Genomic DNA, 22435 nt, shown 5'->3' with positions numbered 1-22435 from the left:
CGGGCCGCACTAATGCGCTGACGCGTTGCCCGGTGCGGCGCCGACGTGGCGGTTCGGGGCGCCCGGCGTCGCCAGGTCACCCGTCGCCGTCATCACCGTGCCCGCGGGATGCGATCTGGCGAGCGGGCCGGTGAAGGCGATCCCCGTCCCTGCCACGCTCGCGCCCGCGTCATGCGCGCGCGCCAGCGGCGCCGCGAGCGTCAGCTTGCCCGCCCGCCACGCGGTGTCCACCGCCGCGACGACACCGGTCTCCTCGTCCGCGCCGCTGCCGATGACGAGCGCCTGGCCGACCGTGAACGGGTGCGGGTCGTCGACGCGGACGACCGTGGCGCCCTTGTCCGCGGGCGCCGACGCGCGCGTGATCCCGTGCGAGCCGACCGTCGCGACGGTCAACGTCTCCGCATCGGCGCCCGCATCGAGGACGACCGCCTGGCCGGGCGACAAGTGCCCCGTCGTGGCGACGGTGACGCGCGTCGCGCCCGCAGCGGCGCCGCCCGTCCGGATCGAAGCGGCCGTCACGAAATCGGTGCAATCGTTGTCGGTGTCCTGGCCGTCCGGATAACGGCCCGTGCTGCCCTGCGTCGCATCGACCTGCGCGACGGCGCCGCTGAACGGGATGCCCGGGAGCGGCCGTTCCCACGACCGCGCCGCGGGGATGCCCGGCGCGTCCGCGTGACAGGTGGCACCCTTGTTCGCTGCGCTGCGGAAGCCGCCGGACGCCCACGGATCGACGACGTCGCCGTAATTCAGGCTGTCGACGACGTGGCCCGCCGCGTCGCGCAGCACCATGCTGCCCGCCTCGCGGGAGACGGCCGGGCCACCGAACCACTGGTCCGGCGTGCCCTGGAAGCCGGCCGTGGTCACGGTCGCGACCCGCACCACGTCATCCGTGTCGTGCGCACGGCGCAAGGGGCGATCGAGCACGATCCCGCTGCCGGCCGGACGCACCGGTTCGTTGCTCGCATGGGCGTGACGGGTGGCGGGCGTGAACCGGATGCCCGTGCCGCGCACGCTGAACGGCAGGTTGGCGGCATGGTCATACTTCAACGGCGCCGCCAGCTCGACACCGGTACCTGGCTCCACGAACGGTTCGCTGGCCGCGTGGTTTTGCGCGAGCGCCGGCGCGATCGTCAAGGTGAGGTCGGTGCCGGGCTGGCCTTCGACCTTCACGATCTCCACCGTTTCGAGGCTGCCGGGCGCGCCGATCACGGCTGTCCCGGGCGTGTAATCGACGTGCTTCGGCGTGGGGAAGCCGCTCGCGCCGTGCACGACGATCGTCGTCGCGCCGGCGGCGGCAGCGCGCGCGAGGCTCGTGCGGCGCGCGGCCGTGCCCACGTTCTTGACGGTGACCATGTCGATGCCGTGGTCGACGCTGTCGATGTCGAGCCGGAGGGTGTCGCCGGCGCTGATGCCATCGGTCGACGTCACCTGGATCCGTGTCGCCCCCGCTGCCGCGTCCAGGCCGAGCCACGCCTGGCTGCCCGCCGTGCCGACGCCGGTGATGGTCACTTTCTCGTAGTGTTCCGTCGTGCGCCCGACGACGGGATACGTGGTGCCGTAGCCGAGCGCGAGCGTGTCGCCGACGGCGAAGCCCTCGGTGGTGGTCACGGGTACGCTCGTGGCGCCGGCCGGGATCGTGATGATGGGGCCATCGGGCAACGGCTGCCACAGCGGTGTCGCCTGGCCGGCCGCCGTGCCGACGCGGACGACCTTGCGGGTTTCCCCGTCCGCACCGTTGCCGACGACGATCGTGTCGCCCGGCTGGATGCCGTCGAGATTGCGCACGTGGATGGTCGCGTCGCCGGGCGCGGCGGGCAGCACGAGACCCGAATTGGACAGGCCCAGCACATGGAAGCCATGCGGTGCCAGCGTGGTGTGGGCCGGCATCGTCACCGCGGAGAACACGGGCTCGCGCGCCGCGTGCTGCGTAAAGGTCCAGTGCGAAATGTCGACCGGCTTGTCGCCCGCGTTATGCAACTCGATGAAGGCATTCGTCGCGTTGCCGCGCGCACCGTCGCTCAGGCGGAATTCGTTGATCTTCACGGGCGCCACGTTGCGCACCTTCGCCGCCGCCGATTCGACGCGGCGCGCGCGCGTCGCGGGATCCGTCCACGTCGCGACGCCGTTCACGTCGGCATTCAGCGCCGCCGCGCCCGACGTCACCTTGAACACGGCATGCACGCTGGCGCCCGGCGCGATCATGTCGGCGAAGGACTGCGCTGCCCCGGCGCGCCAGCCCTGCGGCACGGCCAACGACAACGTGACGCCCCGTACACTCCCGCCCGTCGTGTTCGTGAACGTGACGGTCATGTCGCGGGACTCCCGTGGCGCAAAGGTGTGAGGGCCGGACGGGGTGTCGGGCGCGGTCCCGACACTGACGGCCGCCACGTCGTAGCGGGCAGCGGCCACGTTCTGCGCGACCAGCTGGTCCGTCTCGTTCGACGGATAGGTGCGCGGCGCCGTCATCGCGCCTTCGTAGAACGTGCCTTGCGACGCCGTGCTGTTGTCGCCGCCATTTCCAAGGATGACGGCGCCCTGCTTGCGCATCGGATCGTACGAGGCATCGATGCGGCGGCCTTCATACATGACGGCCAACTGTCCCCGCTGGGCATCGCCGCCCAGTGTCGCCCAATGTCCGGGCCTGCCTTTCGTGACGGCGGTGACGAAGCGCGTCGCAAGCGTGGGCAGGTTGGCGCACAGCTTCGACTTGTCGTCGTTGACGCAACCGACGAGGTTGTTCTCGTGGTCGGCCATCACCCACGGCCCCGGTCCGCTGCCGTGATACCAGCTTTTCGCATTGCCGAAATAGATCGCCTCCATCGTGCCGTTGTCGTCGTCGATGCTGTCGATCTCGCCGTTGCCGTAGTCGAAGCAGCAGCCCTCGTCGTAGTGATGGCCATTGATGACGGCATATTGGCCGCCCGCCTGGTCGTCGACGGGCACGCCGTGCGTATCGTTCAGGCGCAGGCCCATGCCCGGCGCGATGTACACGCCATACACTTTGTGGCCCATGACGGTGACGGGCGCCAGGTCGGCGAGCGGCAGATTGTCCATGCCGCCCAGCGCGGGCCCCGTCCACGTGCCGCGCGGCGCCTGCACGAGGTGGTTGCGCTTGCCCGACTGGTCGTACAGGATCGTGATCCAGCAATAAGTATTGGCGCAAAAGGCGTCCTGCGCCTTCGCGTTCGCGTAGCCGCCCGCGTCGGGAACGGGTCCGCGCGCCGGCGGCACGACACCGACGTCGAGCGTCTTGCCGTCCGACTGGCGCATCACCTGGTACAGCGGCCCGTCGTACCCGGCGTAGAGCGCGCGCGTCGTGCTGTGCGCGGCCACGCACGCTGCGCCCGCCTTGGCGTAGACGTCGCAGGGGCCCTCGGGCCGGGCCGGTTGCGTGGATGACCACGCCGGCAGACTACCAATCAGCAGCGCCAGCGCGATCGGCAGGCGGGCGGCAAGTTTCAGCATGGAATGTTATCGATATCGTATGAATCTCCCATCATAGGGTCGATCACACCCGCTGAACCAATTACTTTTTTGCTTCGACCGATACCGGATTTGCGATGGCTGAACCGTACCGTCCCCGCTGGTCCGCCGCGCGCGCCACGATCGCGTCCGCGCGCACCTGCGCCCGGGCTTTTTCGGCCTGTGTCAGGCCGGTGCCGATCTCGTCGAGGAAGGGTCCGTTGAACGGGATCGCCTGCGGTTCCGGCACGCCGTCCAGCTTGACCATGATGTCGCGCAGCGCGATGCCGTACGCGAGCGCGCTCTGGCGGTCGGCGGCGATCGCCGGGTGCCCGAACCAGAATCCCGTGAACAGCTGGTACAGGCTCGACCAGTAGCCATCCTCCGCCTGGGCGCTCAGCATGCCGTTGACGCGCGCCTTCCACTCCTTGACGAGCGGATCGTCGGGGCGCGTCATCAGCGCGGTCGGGTCGCCGAACGGGCCCTCCTCGACCAGTTCCGCGAGCGCGCCATCCACGCCCGCGCGCGCGGCGCGCTCGAGGTGGTCGATGCGCGCCATCTTCGTTCTTTCGTTCAGCGTGGCGCAGGCGTGCGCGGGATCGGCGAGCGTGTCCGGCTCGTCGCCGTCCCGCTCCGGCAGCCGGCCCGTGCGCTCGAACACGACGCAGGCGTGCAGCAGCCACCACGCGCGGTAGGCGTCGCGCGCGTCGCCGCTCGCGGCCAGGCGGTCGATGCGGTGCGCCAGCGGCTCGACGGGCGCCGGCGCAGGCACGTCGGACAGCCACGCCGGCGCCCCGGCAGCGGGCGACGGTGCCGCCGGCACCGGGATGGATGCAGGTGCGGGGGCGGCCGGCTGCGGCGCCCGCCACGCCGGCGCCACCAGCACCACCACCAGGCCCAGTGCCGCACATGCCGGCACGACCGTTTTCCACTTCACCTCGCCTCCTGCGTTCTTCGTTCATTAACAGCCTAACAAAGGGGTCACCACGCCGGCAACGGCGATGCTGTAACAGGATGTTGCGGCAAAGCTACTGTTCAAGAATCCGAGCCATAATCAAGGCGTATTTGATGGGCAGCGCACAGAATTGTCCGGCACGCGGGGGTAGACTGTAATCATGAGCACACACAAAAAATTGGCGGCAGGTATGGCTGGGTTTGCCAGCATGTTGTGGCTGGGCCTCACGGCCGCGGTCGCGGCGAACCAGCGCCGCCTCGTGTTCAATCCCACCGTCGAGCGCGAAGTGGCGCATCCGCGCAGCAGCGGCCACCGCACCCGCCCCGTCGTGCTGCGCGCGAAGGACGGCACGCGGCTGTCCGGCTGGCTGATGACGCCGCGCACACCCGGCTCGCGTCCCGCCGTCATTTATTTCGGCGGCCGCTCGGAGGAAGTCTCGTGGGTCGTGCGCGATGCCGGCAAGCTCTTTCCCGGCATCGCCGTGCTGGCCGTGAATTACCGCGGCTACGGCGATTCGCAAGGCGATCCGGCCGAGGCGCACATGATCGACGACGCCTGCATGCTGTTCGACTGGATGGCCGCGCACCACCACGTCGATCCGCGCCGCATCGCCGTCGTCGGCCGCAGCCTCGGGTCCGGCGTCGCCGTGCAGGTGGCGAAGGAACGCCCCGTGCACTCCGTCGTGCTGATCACGCCGTACGATTCGATCCTGGCGCTCGCCAAGCGCAAGTTCCGCGTGATGCCGATCAAATACATGCTGCGCCACCGCTTCGAGTCGATCAAGTACGCGCCCACGTTGAAGGCACCGACGTTCGTGCTGCGCGCGGCCAGCGACGATATCGTGCCCCATTCGCACACCGACCAGCTCGTCGGCAAGCTGGCCCAGCTGATCGGCGACGAGACGGTGCCCGAGTCCGACCACATGAACATCCCCTACCTGGAAGACACCCAGGCCCGCATCGCCCGCTTCCTCACGTCGCAATTCGCCAAGCCGGTCGAGGCCGCCGGGCTGCCGTCGACGGCGGCTATCCCCGCCCCGGCGCCGACGGAGATCGTCGTCCCATCCGCCACGACGGCCGCCGCCGTGGTCGCGGCCGCGGCGATTCCCGCCCCCCTCGCCGAGCCATAACCGCAACACCTCGGCGGTCTGCAAGAAACCCCTGCGGATGCGCGTCGATTTATATGCCAAGCAAATAAATCGCTAAGCAAAATCGTATTTGCCACGAATAAACTGGCTGATGCATAGTGCCAAGATGGGTTGCGAAGGTCACCACATTCCCGCACAGCATCATGGTCCAGACACCTGCCGAGCTTGTTGCGACGACACGACAGCGCGCGGCCGGCCAGGCGCAATCATTCCCCTCCCAGCACAGCCATTGCGCCGGTACAATACGGGATTCAGGAGCCAATCGATGAAATTCAAGCATATTTGCATGACGATCGCGGCGTTGTGCCTCAGCGCCAGCGCCAGCGCCGACATGGCCGGCGCCAAGCTCGCGATCGTCTACGATGCCGGTGGCAAGTTCGACAAGTCCTTCAACCAGTCCGCCGCCGAAGGCGTCGCACGGTTCACGAAGGAAACCGGCGCCAAAGTGTTTGAAGCCCAGGCCAATTACGACACGCAGGCCGAGCAGGTGCTGCGCGCCCTCGCCCGCAAGAAGCTGAAGCTGATCGTCTCCATCGGCTTTTCGCAGACGCAGCCCGTGCAAAAGATCGCGGCCGAGTACCCGAACGTGCATTTCGTGATCATCGACGGCAATGCCCAGGGCAAGAACGTCAACTCCGTGCTGTTCAAGGAGCAGGAAGGCTCCTACCTCGTCGGCGTGGCCGCCGTGATGGCGTCGAAGACCAAGACGATCAGCTTCGTCGGCGGCATGGACATTCCGCTGATCCGCGCGTTCGCCTGCGGCTATGCGCAGGGCGCGAAGGCGATCTACCCGAAGGTGCAAGTCTTGCAGAACATGGTCGGCACGACGAGCGCGGCATGGAACGACCCGGCCAAGGGCGGCGAGCTGGCGCGCGCACAATTCGACCGCGGCTCGGACGTCGTGTTCGCCGTCGCGGGCGGCTCCGGCATGGGCGCGCTGCAGATGGCCAAGGAAAAAGGCAAGCTGGCGATCGGTGTCGACTCCAACCAGAACTACCTGTATCCGGGCACCATGCTGACGTCGATGGTCAAGCGCGTCGACAACGCCGCCTACGACGCCTTCATGAAGGCCCGCAACGGCCAGTTCACGTCGGGCATCACGTACCTGGGCCTGAAAGAAGGCGGCGTGGACTGGGTGCTCGACAAGGACAACCGCATGGTCGTCACCCCCGAGATCGAAAAACGCGTGCTGGCGGCGCGGGCCGACATCATCGCCGACAAGGTCAAGGTGGTCGATTATCGCGCGGCCGGTTCCTGCCCGCAGTAACGTATCGAATGCCATAAAGCCCCAAGCGCGCCGCGCCGGATGCATGCCGGCGCGGCGCGCTTTTAAATGAATGCCCCTTTTATTCTGTCTACCGAAAACGGACCGCTATGCAGTCAGCCGTAGAATTTCGCAACATTAGCAAAGCCTTCGGGGCGGTGCAGGCGAATGCCGACGTCAGCTTCGCCATCGCCAAGGGCTCGATCCACGGCGTGATCGGCGAGAACGGCGCCGGCAAGTCGACCCTGATGAGCATCCTGTACGGCTACTACAATGCCGACAGCGGCCAGGTGCTGATCGACGGCCAACCCCAGGACATCCGCACCAGCCACGAAGCGATCGCGCTGGGCATCGGCATGGTGCACCAGCACTTCATGCTCGTCGAGAACATGACGGTCCTCGACAACGTCATGCTGGGCAACGAAGGCGGCTTCAAGCTGGCCGCCACGCGCGGCGCCGTCGAAGCGAAGCTGCGCGAGATCTGCGACCGCTACCGCCTCGACGTCGACCCGCTCGCGACGATCCAAGACCTCTCCGTCGGCGCGCAGCAGCGCGTGGAGATCCTCAAGCAGATCTACCGCAGCGCCAACATCCTGATCCTCGACGAGCCCACCGCCGTGCTCACGGCGCAGGAGACGGCGTCGCTGTTCGAGATCCTGCGGCTGTTCAAGGACCAGGGCAAGACCATCATCCTGATCACGCACAAGCTGCAGGAGATCATGGAAATCACGGACGAGGTGACGGTGATGCGCGCCGGCCGCGTCGTCGGTGCCGTGAAAACGGCGGAGACGTCGAAGGAACAGCTCGCCAACATGATGGTCGGCCGCCCGATCCAGAGCGAGCTGCCGCGCGCGCCGTACAACCCGGGCGCCGAGGTGCTGAAGGTGTCGAACCTGCAGCTGAAGGATACGAATGGCGTGTCTCTCCTGTCCGACATCGACTTCACCGTGCGCGCGGGCGAGGTCGTCGCCATCGCGGGCGTGTCGGGCAATGGCCAGAGCGAGCTGCTGGAGATCCTGTCCGGCATGCGCCTGCCGACTTCCGGCAGCGTCGATTTCCTCGGCCAGCCGCTTCCGTACGCGGACCGCACGAACGCGGACGGCCTGCCGGCGACGTTCCGCGAGCTGGGCATCGGCCACGTGCCGGAAGACCGCCTGCGCGACGGCGTGATCAAGGATTTCTCCGTCATGCAGAACACGGTGTTCGGCTACCAGGACAAGGTCAAGAACCGCTGGGGCCTGTTCGACTACACGAAGATCGCGGCGCGCTGCGCTCACCTGATGACGGCGTTCGACGTGCGGCCGAACAATCCGGACCTGCGCATCGGCCTCCTCTCGGGCGGCAACCAGCAGAAGGTCGTCATCGCGCGCGAAGTGGCGGCGCAGCCGAAGCTCATGCTCGTCGGCCAACCGACGCGCGGCGTCGACATCGGCACCATCGAAAGCATCCACACGCAGCTGCTGCGCCTGCGCGACGAAGGCGTGGCGATCCTGCTGTCGTCCGTGGAACTGGAAGAGGTGCGTGCGCTCGCCGACCGCATCATCGTGATGTGCGGCGGCCGCATCGCCGGCATCCTCCCCATCGACGAATTCGACACCACCCGCATCGGCCTGCTGATGGGCGGCATGCACAAGTCCTGATCATGAAAAAGACCGAACTCCCACGCTGGGCCACGGCTTTCGTGCTGCCCGTCCTGAACCTGATATCGGCGCTGCTCGTCGCGGCGCTCGTGATCCACCTGCTTGGCGAGAGCCCGGCGGAATCGCTGCGCATCCTCGTCGACAGCGCGATCCTCGATCCCGAGGGCCTCGCGTACACGCTGTTCTACGCGAGCACCTTCATCTTCGCGGGCCTCGCCGTGTCGATCGCGATGCAGGCGGGCCTCTTCAACATCGGCGCCGAAGGCCAGATGTATATCGGCGGCCTGGGCCTGACGTGGGCCGTGCTGGCGCTCGACGCCCACCTGCCCGGCATCCTGATGATCCCGCTCGCGATGATCGGCGCGGCCGTCTTCGGCGCGCTGTGGGCCTTCATCCCCGGCTACCTGCAGGCGAAGCGCGGCAGCCACGTCGTCGTCACGACGATCATGTTCAACTTCATCGCCGCGAACGTGATGAACTGGCTGATCCTGAAGCTGATTCCGGAAGGCCAGCAGAATCCGGCGTCGCGCGTGTTCGCCGACAGCGCCGCCCTGCCCCTGCTGAACAAGGTATTGCCCGTGCTGGGCGATGCGCCTCTGAACATCAGCTTCATCCTCGCCATCGTCGCCCTCGTGGTCTACGGCGTCGTCGTGTGGCGTTCGTCGTGGGGCTACCAGCTGCGCGCGACGGGCCTGAACGCGCACGCCGCGCATTACGCGGGCGTGAAGATCAGCCGCACCATCATCGTCACGATGCTCGTCTCGGGCGCGCTGGCGGGTCTCGGCGCCGTCAACTCCGTGATGGGTTCCACGCACTACCTGTCGCTGAACTTCCCGGCGGGTGCTGGCTTCGTGGGCATCGCCATCGCGCTGATGGGCCGCCAGCACCCGGTCGGCATCTTCCTGTCGTCCGTGCTGTTCGGCGCGCTGATCCAGGGCGGCTTCGACCTCTCGCTGGAAAAGCCGAACATCCCGCAGGAGACGTTCATCTTCATCCAGGGCCTGATCATCCTGTTCTGCGGCGCGATGGAGAACTTCTACGCCCCCGCGGTCCTGAAACTGATCAACGTCACCCGCGCCACCAAGGAGGCTTGAATGGAAGACTTCCACATCGCCAGCATCATCGTCTCGACGATCCGCAACGCGCCCGTGCTGATGTTCGCCGCGCTGGCCGGCCTGTTCGCCGAGCGTTCCGGCGTCGTCGACATCGGCCTCGAAGGCAAGATCCTCGCATCGGCATTCGCATCGGCCGCCGTCGCCTACGCCACGCAGAACCCGTGGTACGGCATCCTCGCCGGCATGGGCGTTTCCGTCGCCCTCGCGATGGTGCAGGCGTTCGTGTCGATCACGCAGAAGGGCAACCAGCTCGTCGCCGGCATCGCCATCAACATCGCGATGAGCGGCCTGACGTTCGTGCTCGCGCAATTCTTCTTCCAGCAGGGCGGCCGCACGCCGGACCTGCGCAACGCGCGCCTGCTGGACGTGATCCTGCCCGGCACCGCCGCACTGGACAACATCCCCGTCATCGGCTGGCTGTACGGCCACGTGATCGGCGGTCAGTCGGTGCTCGTGTACGTCGCGTTCCTGCTGCTGCCGATCGTGCACTGGGTCGTGTACCACAGCCGCTTCGGCCTGCGCCTGCGCGCCTGCGGCGAGAACCCGCATGCGGCCGACGCGGCCGGCGTCTCCGTCGAGCGCACGCGCTATCTGGCCATGCTCGTGGCGGGCGTGCTGTGCTCGTTCTCGGGTGCCTATCTCACGCTGGTCCAGAGCGGCTTCTTCCTGCGCGACATGTCGGCCGGCGCCGGCTATCTCGCGCTGACGGCCCTCGTGTTCGGCAACTGGCGCCCGCTGCACACGGTGCTCGGCTGCCTGATGTTCGGCCTGTTCGGCGCCATCCAGATCCAGCTCGAAGGCGTCGACCTGCCCGTCGTTGGACGCTTGCCGGGGTCGCTGATCCAGGCGATTCCCTACGTCGTCACTGTCGTCGTTCTCGCGGGATTAATGGCCAAGTCCGTCGCGCCGAAAGCGATCGGCAAGCCGTTCGTAAAGTCGCGGTAATTATCGGTGCGCCGATAGGCAAGCGGTTGTTGAACGCGTGGACGGGAGACCCGTCCACCCTACCACTGCCTTTCGTAGGGTGGGCGGCCCTCCGCCCACGCGGACGGTGCCGATATGTTGGCGTTACGCGTGGGCACGGGGTGCCCACCCTACGGCGCTTCCGGTGCCGCATCACTCGTTCGCGCTGCGGGCCGACCGTGCCAGCGTCCACGCGAACCCGACCCCGGCCGACACCCCGGCCTTCTTCTCGAACAGCGGACTGTCCTGGTTCGCATTCCCCGCATAGCTGTCCAGCCGTACGAACCCGAACACGCGCACGTCCGGGTTGACGCGGACCGTGCCGAACACGCCCGTCCGCACGAGCATCAAGCCGCCATCGGCCCGGTAGGCCGGCCGGTCCGCCGTCGCGTACTGCGGTGCCACTTCGTAGAAATAGCGGTGGATGCGGCGGTCGCCGAACACGGCGCCCAGCTGGGTCTCCAATGTCCAGCGGCCGCCGTCGCCGCGCTGTTCCCACACGAGGCGCGGCTCCGTCGTCCAGCCCTGGCGCCTGAAACCGCCGCGGCCTTCGATGACGGCCCGCACCGGCAGCTCCGCGCGCAGCCGGCCCGCAGCGCCCAGGTCGGCGAACTTGTATTTCACGCGCGGGCCGAATTCCACGAGCGTGCCGAGATCGGGCATGCCGCGCCGCGCCGCCACGTCCTTCGAGTGCGCCGGCAACGCGGCGGCGAAGCCGACGTCGAACTCCACCCGGTCCGTGTTCACCAGGCGCGCGCCCACGCCACCCTGGTCGACGCGCAGCACCTTGCCGCGGTACAGCAGGAACGGCAGCGCGATGCCGCGCGTGCTGCGGTCCGACGAGGCCGGGTACGCGGGCGTGCTGAACACGGCGGCGCCCACGCCCGCCTCCCACAAGGGCACAGTACGCGCGTCGCCATCGGCGGCGGCGGCCGGCAGCGCGATCAACAGGGACAAAGGCAGGGCGAGACGAAACGAGGTGGGCATGGAAGCGGTCCGGTACGATGGGACGCCAATTCTAACGGAGAGTGCATGAAAAAGCCGCCGCGGCCTCGTGGGCACGCGGCGGCTCGCGCAGGATAGCGGCCGCGCGCATTACGGCCAGCTCACGGCCAGATCGCCTTCAGCAGCGCGGCCAGGCGGTAGCCGCCCTTGATGATCTGCGTCTTCGCCAGCGCGGAGCTGGGCACCGGATAATCGCCCGGCACTTCCAGGCTCCACGTGTAGTACGTCGCGCCTTGCTTGTCGACCTGCGGCACGATGGCGCCCGCCGTGACGCCGGCGAACGCCGTTTTCGACACGGCCAGCGTGTCGTCGGCCCACTGGTAAGGCCACGTTGCCGGGTCGCCCGCGCTCTTCGCGACCGCGGGCCTGGCGGCGATGACGGCCTGGGCGAACTGCTCCGGCGTCTTCGTGCGGATGCGGCGGAACGCATAATCGACCGTCGTGCTGTCCCAGTACGAGTGGAACGGCTTCGTCAGCGCCTTCGGCACGCCCGGCTTCTCCGGCTTCGGTTCGCCCGGCGGGATCAGATTGGCGGACATCTGCTCGATCTTCGCGTCGTCCAGCAGGAAGTTGTTGCCGCCGCGCGAATCGAAGACCGCGGTCTCGTCGATCTCGGCCTTCGTCGTCGGCACGACGAAATGCCCGTCCTTGTCGACGAACGCCGCGCCCACGTGCAGGGGCTGGACAATGTCGCCGGCCAGGTGCGTGACGAGGATCAGCGCCTGGCGCTGCGTGAAGTTGTGCGGGTTCGTCACCGGCGTGTCGTTGCCGCGCAGGACGGCGATGCACTCCTTCAGGGTCTGCACGATGTCGTCGTCGGCCGTGCCGGGCGCGCCGTCGTGGTAGTGGTCGAGCTGGAACGGCACGTCCGTGTAGTGGTATTCGCTGTGCTTCGGATTCGCGGCCACGTACGCGATCATGTCCGGCGTCTGGGGACCGCACCAGTTGCCTTTCACGCAGTCGGGCCACGTGGACACGGCTTCCAGCGATTCGCCCGGCAGCAGCATCGCCTTGACGTGGCGCTCGGCCCGGGTGCCCTTGATAAGCTGGTCGGCGATGGCGCCGACGGCGCGGTGGCCGTCCGTGCCCCACGCGGCCGCGTCCAGCGACACGGAGGCGCCTACGAGCAGCAGCGCGCAGGCGATCGTTTTCGGCAGAAGATTTCGTTTCATACTGTTTATATCGTTATCGGATTTTGCGGATGCGCTGCGGCGCGGCCACGGCCGCGGCGCCCATCTCCGGATGCTTCTGCAGCCAGGCGACCAGCGCGTCGAGATCGCGCACGCCCGTGTCGGCACGGCGCGTGCCCTGCGCGAACGCGGGGAAGTTGTCGCCGCCGCCTGCCAGGAAGTTGTTGGCCACGACGCGGTAGACCTTGTCGTCGGCGAGCGGCACGCCATCGACTTTCACGCTGCCCGGTACGACCCGGCGGCCCGGCGGCTGCGTGCCGTCCCAGTCGTACGCGAGGCTGCCCGACACTGCGAGGATCGACGCGCCGGACGACGCGGGCCGGTCCCACTGCTGTTCGAGCAGGGTGCGCAGCTGCGCGCCCGTGAGGTCCATCACGACGAGCGTGTTCCCGAACGGGAGAACGGCCTGGGCCTGGCCGAACGTGACGACGCCGCCCTCGCCCGATTCCAGGTCCTTGCGGATGCCGCCCGCGTTCATGAAGCCGATCTGCACGCCCTGCTCGCGCGTGGCGGCGACGGCCGCGTCGGCGATCGCATCGCCCAGCGGCGATTCGCCCGACGGCGCCTCGTGGCGGGACAACGCCCCCGCGATGCGCGCCACCGGCTTGCCCAGCTCCGCGCGGCTCTTCGCGCGCACGTCGGCCAGGTAGGCGGACAGGCCGGCGTCCGGCGTGAATGCGTCCGGGGCCATCACGACGTTGCGCACCTGGATGTCCTCGACAGCCTTCGTGACGGGATCCAGGGTGAGCTTGATGCGCGACAGCAGGTGGCCGTAGGCGTCGGCCTGCGTGACCACCTTGCCGTCCACCTTGCACAGATAGCCCGTGTGCGAATGACCGCTGATGACGAGGCGGATGGCCGGGTCGAGCTTCTTCGCGATGGCGACGATGGGACCGTGCAGCGTATTGCAATCGGCCTCGTCGTACGGCTGGTCGGCGAAGCCGCCTTCGTGGATCAGCACGACGAACACCTGGGCGCCCTGCGCGCGCAGCGCGGGCAGCTGGGCGTTGATCGCGGCCGCTTCGTCGCGCACGTCCAGGCCCTGGATCGCCGCAGGCACCGTCACGGACGCGAGGTCGTGCAGCACTGCGCCGATCAGGCCGACCTTGATGCCCTTGACGTCGACGACGCGCGACCCTGGCACGAGATTCTTGCCCGTGCGCGCGTCGACGACGTTGGCCGCCAGGTACGTGAAGCCGGCGCCCTTGAAGTCCGGCGCGTAGCGGCAGGCCTTCGCGGGGCGCGGCGAATCGCAGCCGCCATGCTGCTGGCGCAGCAGCTCCTGCGGGCCCTGGTCGAATTCGTGGTTGCCGAGCGAGCTGGCGACGAGGCCCATGCGGTTCAGGGCCTCGATGCTCGGCTCGTCGGCGAACATCGACGACACGGCGGGGCTCGCGCCCACGAGGTCGCCGGCGGCGACGAACAGCAGGTCGGGGTCGTCCTTGCGGAAAGCGTCGAGGGCACCTTTCAACACGTCGATGCCGCCGGCCTGGATCGTGCGCGGCGCGGTGGCGCCGGGCGGCGTGTACGTGTACTTGCTGGGTTCGAGGTTGCCGTGGAAGTCGTTCAGCGCGACGAGGTTGATCTCCAGCGGACCTGGCGGCCGGGCCGGCGTGCCGGCGCAGCCGGCCAGCAGCAGCGCCGCGCCGAGGGCCAGCAGGGACGGACGGAAGACGATCATGGGTAGCCTTTTTTAATGCGGACAGCGGTCGCCGATTATGGCATCGGCGCTTCTGCCTCGGGTCTTTACGGACGGCGAAACAACAACGAAAAAACGGCCGGTGTCGCCACCGGCCGTTTCGTCACGTCATGCGACGGCGTTCAGATCGAAACGATCAGAACTCGTACTTGACGGTGACCTGTGCCGCCCACTGCGACTCGCCCTTGACCTGGCGGATCTGCAGCGGGTCGACGGTCGAGCGCACGGCGTACACGTAGCGTCCGTTCGGATCGAGGCCGGCATAGTCGACGAAGCCGCGGGTCTGGCCGCCCGCCGAGAAGAACGGCGCCTCGTAGATATGGCCCCATTTCTTGTTCAGCAGGTTGCCGAAGTTCAGGACGTCGAACGAGATCGATGCCTTGTTACGCTTGAACATGCCCGGGATTTCCTGGCTGATACGCAGGTCGAAGCTGTTGGTCCACGGCGAGAAGTCGCTGTAGCGGGCCACGGTGTGGCCGGCGGCCTGGCGCAGCGCCTTGTTGGCGTTGACGATGTCCCAGAAACGTTGCTCGTTGGCGTGGTTGGTCGCCGTATCGCCCGCGAACACGACCTCGCCCGAACCGAACGCTTTCGGGATGTACATCAGGTCGTTGCTGCTGATGCCGTCGCCGTTCGCGTCGTTCTTGAAGGTCCAGCTGTACGGCTTGCCGGTACGGCCTTCGTAGAACACGCCGAAGCGGGTCTTGTACGTGCCGAAGAAGGCCTTCTCGAAATTCACGAGGGCGTTGATGCGGTTCTTGACCAGGTAGGCCGAGTTCGCGGCCACGTTGTCGTTCGGGTTCAGTGCCGAACGGGCGCCGTAGTTCGAGCCGGACGTCGACGACGTCAGGTTCGACACTTCCGTCGCATACGTGTGGCTCGCGGCGATCGACCAGCCCAGGCCCTTCGTCATCGGGTACGACAGCGCCAGGGTGGAGACGCGGTTCTCGCCCTTGTCCGTGTTGGTGACCTTGATCACGTTGCCGAACGCGGCGTTGGACAGCGACTTGGTCGTGTTGGTGCAGCCTTTCGTCGTGCTGACGGCGTTGTTACCCACGCTCCAGCAGTTCTGCGACAGGCCGTTCGCGTTCCAGAACAACTGGCGGCCGTCCTGGCCGATCTTCGTCGGCTGGCCCAGGTTCAGGTTCTGGAAGAAGATCGCGTCCTTCGTGTGCGCGTACAGCACCTCGGCGCTGGCGACGAGGCCGTACCACGGCAGTTCCGTCTCGAAGGCCAGGTTGGCTTTCCACACGGACGGCTGCTTCACGTTCGGATCCAGCAGGTCGACGTTGGCCACCGGCGCGGACGAGCCGCCCAGCTTCGGCTGGTTGTTGACGTCCGTGCTGAAGGTGCCGGTCGGGGTGCCCGCGGTCGGCGGGCACTTCGCGTTACCCGTGGCCGAGCAGTTGATCTGCTGCGTCGTCATGCCCGTGTTCTGGTACGGGTTTGCGAGCCAGACGGACATCGCGGCGCCCTGGAACAGGCCGAAGCCGCCGCGCACCTGCATGCGGCGCGGGGTGTCGAAGTTGTAGTTGAAGCCGAAGCGCGGCTGGAACAGCTTGGTGCCGTCGATCGTCTGCTGGTTGTTGTAGCCGAAGCCGCCCGTCTGGCGCGCGTTCGGGTTCAGCACGACGGCCTGCGCCACTTTCGGGTTGGCGACCGGCTGGCCGCCGACGCCCACGTCATCCACGCGGAAGCCGTAGTTCAAGGTCAGGCGGCGGTTGACGTTCCACGTATCCTGCAGGAACAGGCCCGTGTTCGTCATGTTGAACGCCGCGACGGCGTCGTTCAGCGTATAGCCCGGCGCCGGCACCTGCAGCGTGTACGACGTGAAGCGGCCCGTGCGCAGGTTTTCCAGCACGGCGGCTTCGACCTGGGCCTGCGACGCGGTCGTGCAGTTGATGCTGCCGAACGAGTAGGTCAGGTTGTTGTCGCAACCGAAGGTGTAGTTGCCGTACACGTTCTGCAGGAACGCGTTGTAGATCTTGTTCTTCTGGTAGTCGGTACCGAACTTGATCTCGTGGTCGCCCAGCGTCCAGTTGGCGCCCGCGTAGAAGTCCTGCGTGCGGGTGCTCAGCTTGTTCATGTGGCGCGAGTTGTCCGTGCCCAGGTTGATGGTGCGCGAACCCGTCGTCACGTTGCTCGGCGTACCGGCCGGCAGCGCGCCCGTGAATTGCACGCCGATGGTCGGCAAGGTCGTGTTGTTGGTCGGGACGGAATCGTAGTTGCGCGTCGAGGCCTTCAGTTCGGTCGCGAACGTGGGGGTCCAGTCCGAGAACAGCTGGGCCACCGTCGTCTCGATCTGCTTGCCCTGCGAGTAGTACGCCGAATCCAGGCTCAGCGCGGTGGCGCTGAAGGTCGAGTACTGCGGCTCGGCCTGCGTGGTGCGCTGGTAGCGGATGTTGGCGCGGTGGTTGTCGCTGATGTTCCAGTCGACCTTCAGCATCTGCTCGCGCGACACGAAGTTGCCGCCGCCCTGGGCCAGGTTGCCCGCGTTGACGCCGTAGCGGCTCTTCATGATGTTCTGCACCGCGGCGATCTCGGCCGGGGTGATGGCGACGGTCGTGCCGTTGCTCGAACCGACCGGGCCGTAGTCCGGCGCGCTGCGCGAGGAATTCGTCTCTTCCGACAACGCGTACAGGAACAGCTTGTCCTCGACGAGCGGGCCGCTTGCCCACACGCCCTTGGTCGTTTCCTTGAACGGCACCGGATCCGAATACGTGCCGTTGGCCGTGTTGTAGCGCTGGCCGGCCAGGCGGTCGTCGCGGTACACGTAGTACACGCCGCCCTTCCACTGGTTCGTGCCGGACTTGGTGACGGCGTTGATGTTACCGCCCGTGTAGCCCTTCTGCGTGACGTCGTAGTTGGCGACGTTCACCTGCGTCGACTGGATCGCCTCGATCGAGATCGGCTGGCGCGTCGTCGGGCTGCCGTTGGCTTCCAGGCCGAACGTGTCGTTCACGTTCACGCCGTCGATGGTAATGGAGTTGTAGCGCGAGTTCTGGCCCGCGACGGAGAGTTCGCCGCGTTCCTTGTCGGTTTGCGACACGCGCGGGTCGGCACGGGCGTAGTCCTGCAGGTTGCGGTTGACCGACGCCTGGATCTGCAGCTGCGCATTGCTGATCGCGGTGCCCGCGCCCATATTGGTGCGGTTGAAAATCTCGGAACGGGCGCGGTTGCCGGCGATGGTCACAGTCTGCATCGGCGCGCCGACGGTGGCGTCGACGGTGGCGGTTTCCGCCAGTTGCAGGTAGATGCCTTCGCGTTTCTCGGTGACGCCGTCCTTGGTGATAATGATCGTGTACGGACCGCCCGTACGCAGGCCGCGCGCGACGTAGCGGCCTTCCGCGTCGGTGACGACGTTGCTGACGGAACCGGATTCGGTGTGGACGATTTGCACTTGCGCCCCGGCGGCCGGCCGGCCGTCAGCGCTCGTGACGCGACCGCCGACTGCCGACGTCGTGTTCTGCGCCAGTGCCGGCACGCCGGCGAGCGCGATCGACAGAGCCAGCGCCAGCTTGGTCAGCTGGATCCGTTTTTGATAGATCATTGGATTCCCCAAATAGACTTGATGTTATGGTCGGGAACGGATGTTCCCCTCTCTTAGTACTGCAAACACTCAACGGGCGCGCTTGTGGCGGCCTGTTCTCATTCGGTCGGTCTGCTGTTTCGTGGTGCGGTCGTTGATAAGAATGCACCGGCAAAAAGCAGCGCAGGCGAGTCTAGCGGCTTATTGTTTCCAGGCTATTACACCCAAAATCCGCTCTTTTTATCCGACGTTGGCTTAATAAAAGGCCAATATGCATGAAGGCTCTTTTCCAGACAAATACGTTTTCTTTTTGGAATTTATATCTTGCGCGTATAAGTCGCTTAAAAATCATGCATCGAGTCGTGTATGGGTTGCCTGTTCCCTCAGGAACGGACACGGCCGGATTATAAATGCGGCATTCCATAATGAAATTCTTTCGCTTGTTTTTTAAGCAAACAGAGCGTGAATTCCAGGATTCTGTAGCGAGTTGGCCACAGCATCCGCATATGCACGGATGGTTTCGGCGCGCCCGGGCGGGCGCAAGTCGGCGGGAAGGGGACGCCGGCGGCGGGGCCGCCGCCGGCTGGAGGCTTGACGCGGCTGCAGTCAGTGCTTCACGGTGGTGCGGTCGAGCGCCGCGATGTTCGCCTCGAAGCGCGCATAGCGGACGTCCAGCTGGTGCGTCAGGCGCGCCTTGTCGGCTTCCGGCAGGAAGCTGTAGCGGATGCCGTTGTACGACGCCTTCTTGATTTCCGCATAGGTCGGCTTGTAGCGGCTGGCGAACAGCACGTACTCGTTCGCCAGGTTGTGGCGCGTGACGCCGGCGTCGTCCGTCGAGATCACGTAAGGCACGCCGTATTTGCGGTACAGCGTGATCGGATGGTTCTCGCCCTGCACGCCCTCGATGAACGCATTGGACGTCAGGTTGATCTCGACGGGGATGTCCTTCGCCTTCATCGTCTTCATGATGCCGACGGCATTCGTCTCGTGCGCGAGGTCGATGCCGTGGCCGATGCGCTGCGCGCCCGCCACGTTCAGCGCCTGGTCGATGTGGTACTTGAGGTCTTCCGGCGGCACGTCGCCCAGCGCCAGCTCGCCCGCGTGCATCGCGACGTTGACCTTCGGGTACGCCTTCTTCAGGAAGCGGAACATCTGCATGTGCAGCGTGTAGTCGCGCATCGAGACCATCTGGCTTTCCTGGCCCACGATGTTCACGCCGACGATCTTGCCGCCCCGCGCCGCCGCCTCGAACGCCGCGAGCATCGACGAGAACACGCGCGACGGCGAGAACAGGCGCACGACATAGGTCTGGTAACGCATCGTGAAGTTCTCGTCGTCGATGCCCTGCGACGCGTCGTCGACGGTTTTCACGAACGTGTCGACGGACGCCTTGAACGTCGGCGTCGCATCGAGCTTCTGGCGGGCCGCCTCCAGCAGTTGCGCGAACTTCGCGTCGTCGCGCGCGCTGTCCCATGCGCGCTTGTCGAACTCGGGGTCGGACACCGTGTCCGGGCTCTTGAACATCGTCTCGATATAGCTCACGTTCTCGGCCAGCGCGCGGTTCTTCAGCTCGAGCAGGCCCTCATGGAAGCTGTGGTCGGAGACGGGGCCGAAGTAGCCGAAGGTCTGGAAGAACTGGCGGTCCGGCGGCGGCTGGATCGCGCCGTGGTTGTTGAAGTCCTTGCTGGACCAGCGCTGCAGCAGCTCGCGCCACACCGCATCGTCCGCGTACACGTCGGCCGACGACAGGCACGTGCGGTCCTTCGCCTGCTTGGCGCGCTCGCTGTCGACGACGTTCTTCTCCGTCTCGATGCGATACGTGATCTTGTTGACGCAGGCGCCTTGCTTGTCGAGCCAGTCGACATAGGTCTCCGCATAGATCGCGCCGGAATAATGGTGGTGCAGGTCGCCGCCCTTGGGCATCTGCGAGAAAAAGAGCACCAGTTCCGCCGTCTTCGGCTTATCGCCCGCGATCAGGGCGGCGTAGTGGCGGGCGGCAGCCGCCTCGTTGGGGCCGGACGCAGGGGTGCGCGCGGAAGCGGCGGCCGCGAGGGCCGCCAGGGTGATCAGCAGGCTGCTGCTCAGGGTTTTGGTCATCATCGTCTCGGCTGTGAAAGGGATTCGTTCAGGCAGCCGGGACGCCGGGGCTCAGCGCGCCCGCTCGTGCACCTGCTTCCCCGCCGCGTAGGTGGCGCGGATCGCGCGGTCGTCGCCAAGCAGCGCCAGCGCGAACAGGGTTTCCTCGAGCGAGTCGCCGTTCGCCGTGCGGCGCGCCAGCAAGGGCGTCGCCTTCGGGTCGAGGACGATGAAGTCCGCCTCGGTGCCGGCGGCAAAATTGCCGATCGTCCCTTCGAGCTGCATGCTGCGTGCGGCGCCCAGCGTGGCCAGATAAAACATGCGCAGGGCCGGGAGATAGCTGCCTTTTAGTCGCGCAACTTTATACGCTTCATTCATTGTTTGCAACATCGAGAACGACGTGCCCGCGCCGACGTCCGTGCCAAGGGACACATGCGCCTTCACGCTGTCGGCCTTCGCCACGTCGAACAGGCCGCTGCCGAGGAACAGGTTCGACGTGGGGCAGTGCGAGATCGCGGCGCCGGTATCGGCCATCAGCGCGAAGTCGGCGTCGTCGAGCCAGATGCAGTGGCCGAACATGGCGCGCGGGCGCATCAGGCCATAGTGCTCATAGACCTGCAGGTAGCTGCGGTTGTCCGGGTACAGGCTCTTCACCCATGCGCATTCGTCGCGACTTTCCGACACGTGCGTCTGGATGTACGTGGTCGGGAACGCGCGCGCCAGCTCGCCTGCGGCGCCCAGCTGCGCCGGCGTGGACGTGGGCGCGAAGCGCGGCGTGATCGCATACAGCGCGCGGCCGTTGTTGTGCCAGCGGCGGATCAGGTCTTCGCTGTCGCGCAGGTCGGCCGTGTCGCGCAGGAAGTCCGGGCAGTTCCGGTCCATCAGCACCTTGCCGCCGGCCATGCGCAGGTTGCGCGCGGCGCTGGCCTCGAAGAACGCATCGACGGATTCCTTGTGCACCGTGCAGTACACGAGCGCCGTCGTCGTGCCGTTACGCAGGAGCTCGTCGAGGAAAAACTCCGCGACGGTGCGCGCGTGCACGGGGTCCTTGAACTGGCGCTCGGTCGGGAACGTGTAGTTCTCCAGCCAGGGCAGCAGGTCCGGCGCGGGCGAACCGATCATGTCCGTCTGCGGGAAGTGCAGGTGCGTATCGATGAAGCCGGGCGTAATGATCTGGCCGCGGTAGTCGACGACGGGCGTGCCGGGCGGCAGCGTGGACACGAGCTTGTCGTGGTCGCCGGCGGCGAGCACGCGGCCGTTCTCGACGACGAGCAAACCATCCTCGTGCCAGGCGTGAGCATTCTCGGCCACCGCCGGATCGGCGTGGAAGTGCAGCAGGCTCGCTCGGTAGGCCTGCACGGTGCGGGTATCGTTGGACATCTCAGTCTTGTTCCAGTGGGACTTCGGTTGCGGCCTGCGGTGCGGCGTGGGCCGCCGCCTCCCAGACCATCAGCAGTTGCGCGACGACGGCGACGGCGATCACGGCGGGTTCCTTGCCCTCGATGCCGGGGATGCCGATCGGGCACACCATGTCGTCGAGGCGGGCGCGGGAAATGCCGCGGTCGCGCAGGCGGTGCTCGAATTGCTTGCGTTTCGTGTCGGATCCGATCAGGCCGAACCAGTCCTGGCCGGCGGGCCGCCGGAGGATCGCTTCGGTCAGGCACTGGTCGAGCGCATGGTTGTGCGTCATGACGAGGAAGCTCGTGCCGGGTGCGGCCTGGCGTGCCAGGACGTCCGGCATGTCCGTCGCTTCGACGACGACGTTGGCCGGCACGACGGACGGGAACATGTCTTCCCGCTCGTCGACCCACGTCACCTTGCACGGCAGGTCGGCCAGCAGGCGCACGATGGCCGCGCCCACGTGGCCGGCGCCGAACAGCATCACGTGCGCGCGCGGCGCCGGGACGTGGTCGACGAGCCAGCGCCGGCCCGCGGCATCGAGCAGCACGCGCGTGCCGCCGCTGCGCGCGAAGTCGGGCCAGCGGCCGCCCCGGCGCAGGATCGTGTGGCCCAGCGCGTCGACGAGCGCGAGGTCGGGTGCGCCGTCCAGCGCGACGGCGCGCCAGACGTCTTCATGGCGGCGTGCCGCGAGCTCGGCGCAATGGTCGCGGTCGGCCAGCTCGAACGCGAGGTGCACGACGCCGCCGCAGCACTGGCCGAGGCTGGGGCCGAGCGGGAAGCGCTCCAGGCGGCGCGCTTCGCCGCTGGCCAGCATCGCGCGTGCCGTCTCGACGCCGCGCAGCTCCAGGTGGCCGCCGCCGACGGTGCCCCACTGACCCAGGGCATCGACGAGCATGCGGGCGCCCGGTTCGCGCGGCACGGAGCCGTCGACCTTCGCGACCGTGATCAGCACGGCCGGCCGGTCGGTGGGGATCTGCCAGGTGTCCATG

General features: G+C 67.1%; 14 protein-coding genes. 5 read left to right on the top strand and 9 right to left on the bottom strand.

All coding sequences use genetic code 11. The annotated features are described in order from the left end of the window. Nucleotides 1–9: 9 nt before the first annotated feature. Both HAV22_RS17560 and HAV22_RS31215 read right to left on the bottom strand, forming a co-directional pair. The gene (locus tag HAV22_RS17560; RefSeq protein WP_166860758.1) at nucleotides 10–3465 is read right to left on the bottom strand and encodes an arabinofuranosidase catalytic domain-containing protein; all 3456 of its coding nucleotides are present in this window, start codon (nucleotides 3463–3465) and stop codon (nucleotides 10–12) included. A 61-nt stretch (nucleotides 3466–3526) separates the two neighbouring features. Further along, nucleotides 3527–4399 carry a hypothetical protein gene (locus HAV22_RS31215; RefSeq protein WP_166860470.1) on the bottom strand — a complete coding sequence of 291 codons (873 nt, stop codon included), beginning with the start codon at nucleotides 4397–4399 and terminating at the stop codon, nucleotides 3527–3529. Nucleotides 4400–4607: 208 nt separating this feature from the next. Here HAV22_RS31215 and HAV22_RS17550 point away from each other — a divergent pair, with 208 nt between their 5' ends. The 5 genes from HAV22_RS17550 to HAV22_RS17530 all read left to right on the top strand — a co-directional run bounded on the left by HAV22_RS17550 (nucleotide 4608) and on the right by HAV22_RS17530 (nucleotide 10528). Next, complete coding sequence (locus tag HAV22_RS17550; protein ID WP_229421287.1) at nucleotides 4608–5546, top strand: alpha/beta hydrolase; 939 nt, start codon at nucleotides 4608–4610, stop codon at nucleotides 5544–5546. 283 nt (nucleotides 5547–5829) lie between these two features. Then, nucleotides 5830–6831, top strand: a complete 1002-nt coding sequence (locus tag HAV22_RS17545; RefSeq protein ID WP_166860754.1) for a BMP family lipoprotein — start codon at nucleotides 5830–5832, stop codon at nucleotides 6829–6831. A gap of 107 nt (nucleotides 6832–6938) precedes the next feature. After that, nucleotides 6939–8468, top strand: coding sequence for an ABC transporter ATP-binding protein (locus HAV22_RS17540; RefSeq protein WP_166860752.1), 1530 nt, complete (start codon nucleotides 6939–6941; stop codon nucleotides 8466–8468). A gap of 2 nt (nucleotides 8469–8470) precedes the next feature. Continuing rightward, nucleotides 8471–9562 carry an ABC transporter permease gene (locus HAV22_RS17535; RefSeq protein ID WP_166860751.1) on the top strand — a complete coding sequence of 364 codons (1092 nt, stop codon included), beginning with the start codon at nucleotides 8471–8473 and terminating at the stop codon, nucleotides 9560–9562. Next, a complete protein-coding gene (locus tag HAV22_RS17530; RefSeq protein WP_166860749.1) occupies nucleotides 9563–10528 on the top strand; it encodes an ABC transporter permease in 966 nt (321 codons plus the stop codon). It abuts the gene before it with no gap. Nucleotides 10529–10699: 171 nt separating this feature from the next. Here HAV22_RS17530 and HAV22_RS17525 read toward each other — a convergent pair whose 3' ends face one another. From HAV22_RS17525 to xdhC, 7 genes are all read right to left on the bottom strand, one after another. Further along, complete coding sequence (locus tag HAV22_RS17525) at nucleotides 10700–11533, bottom strand: MipA/OmpV family protein (protein WP_166860747.1); 834 nt, start codon at nucleotides 11531–11533, stop codon at nucleotides 10700–10702. A gap of 119 nt (nucleotides 11534–11652) precedes the next feature. After that, on the bottom strand, nucleotides 11653–12723 hold the full coding sequence (locus HAV22_RS17520) for a S1/P1 nuclease (RefSeq protein WP_166860745.1): 1071 nt from the start codon (nucleotides 12721–12723) through the stop codon (nucleotides 11653–11655). A gap of 13 nt (nucleotides 12724–12736) precedes the next feature. Then, a complete protein-coding gene (locus tag HAV22_RS17515) occupies nucleotides 12737–14422 on the bottom strand; it encodes a bifunctional metallophosphatase/5'-nucleotidase (protein ID WP_166860743.1) in 1686 nt (561 codons plus the stop codon). Between the two features lie 154 nt (nucleotides 14423–14576). Further along, nucleotides 14577–17990, bottom strand: coding sequence for a TonB-dependent receptor (locus HAV22_RS17510; RefSeq protein ID WP_166860741.1), 3414 nt, complete (start codon nucleotides 17988–17990; stop codon nucleotides 14577–14579). A 585-nt stretch (nucleotides 17991–18575) separates the two neighbouring features. Further along, on the bottom strand, nucleotides 18576–20066 hold the full coding sequence (locus tag HAV22_RS17505; protein ID WP_166860739.1) for an adenosine deaminase family protein: 1491 nt from the start codon (nucleotides 20064–20066) through the stop codon (nucleotides 18576–18578). A gap of 51 nt (nucleotides 20067–20117) precedes the next feature. Next, the gene (guaD, locus tag HAV22_RS17500) at nucleotides 20118–21425 is read right to left on the bottom strand and encodes a guanine deaminase (RefSeq protein ID WP_166860737.1); all 1308 of its coding nucleotides are present in this window, start codon (nucleotides 21423–21425) and stop codon (nucleotides 20118–20120) included. A 1-nt stretch (nucleotide 21426) separates the two neighbouring features. Continuing rightward, nucleotides 21427–22434, bottom strand: coding sequence for a xanthine dehydrogenase accessory protein XdhC (xdhC, locus tag HAV22_RS17495; RefSeq protein WP_166860735.1), 1008 nt, complete (start codon nucleotides 22432–22434; stop codon nucleotides 21427–21429). Nucleotide 22435 lies beyond the last annotated feature (1 nt).

The sequence above is a fragment of the Telluria antibiotica genome, from assembly GCF_011682055.1.
In the GTDB taxonomy this organism is placed as follows: Bacteria; Pseudomonadota; Gammaproteobacteria; order Burkholderiales; family Burkholderiaceae_D; genus Telluria; species Telluria antibiotica.
This window is presented reverse-complemented; position numbering and strand designations above follow the sequence as displayed.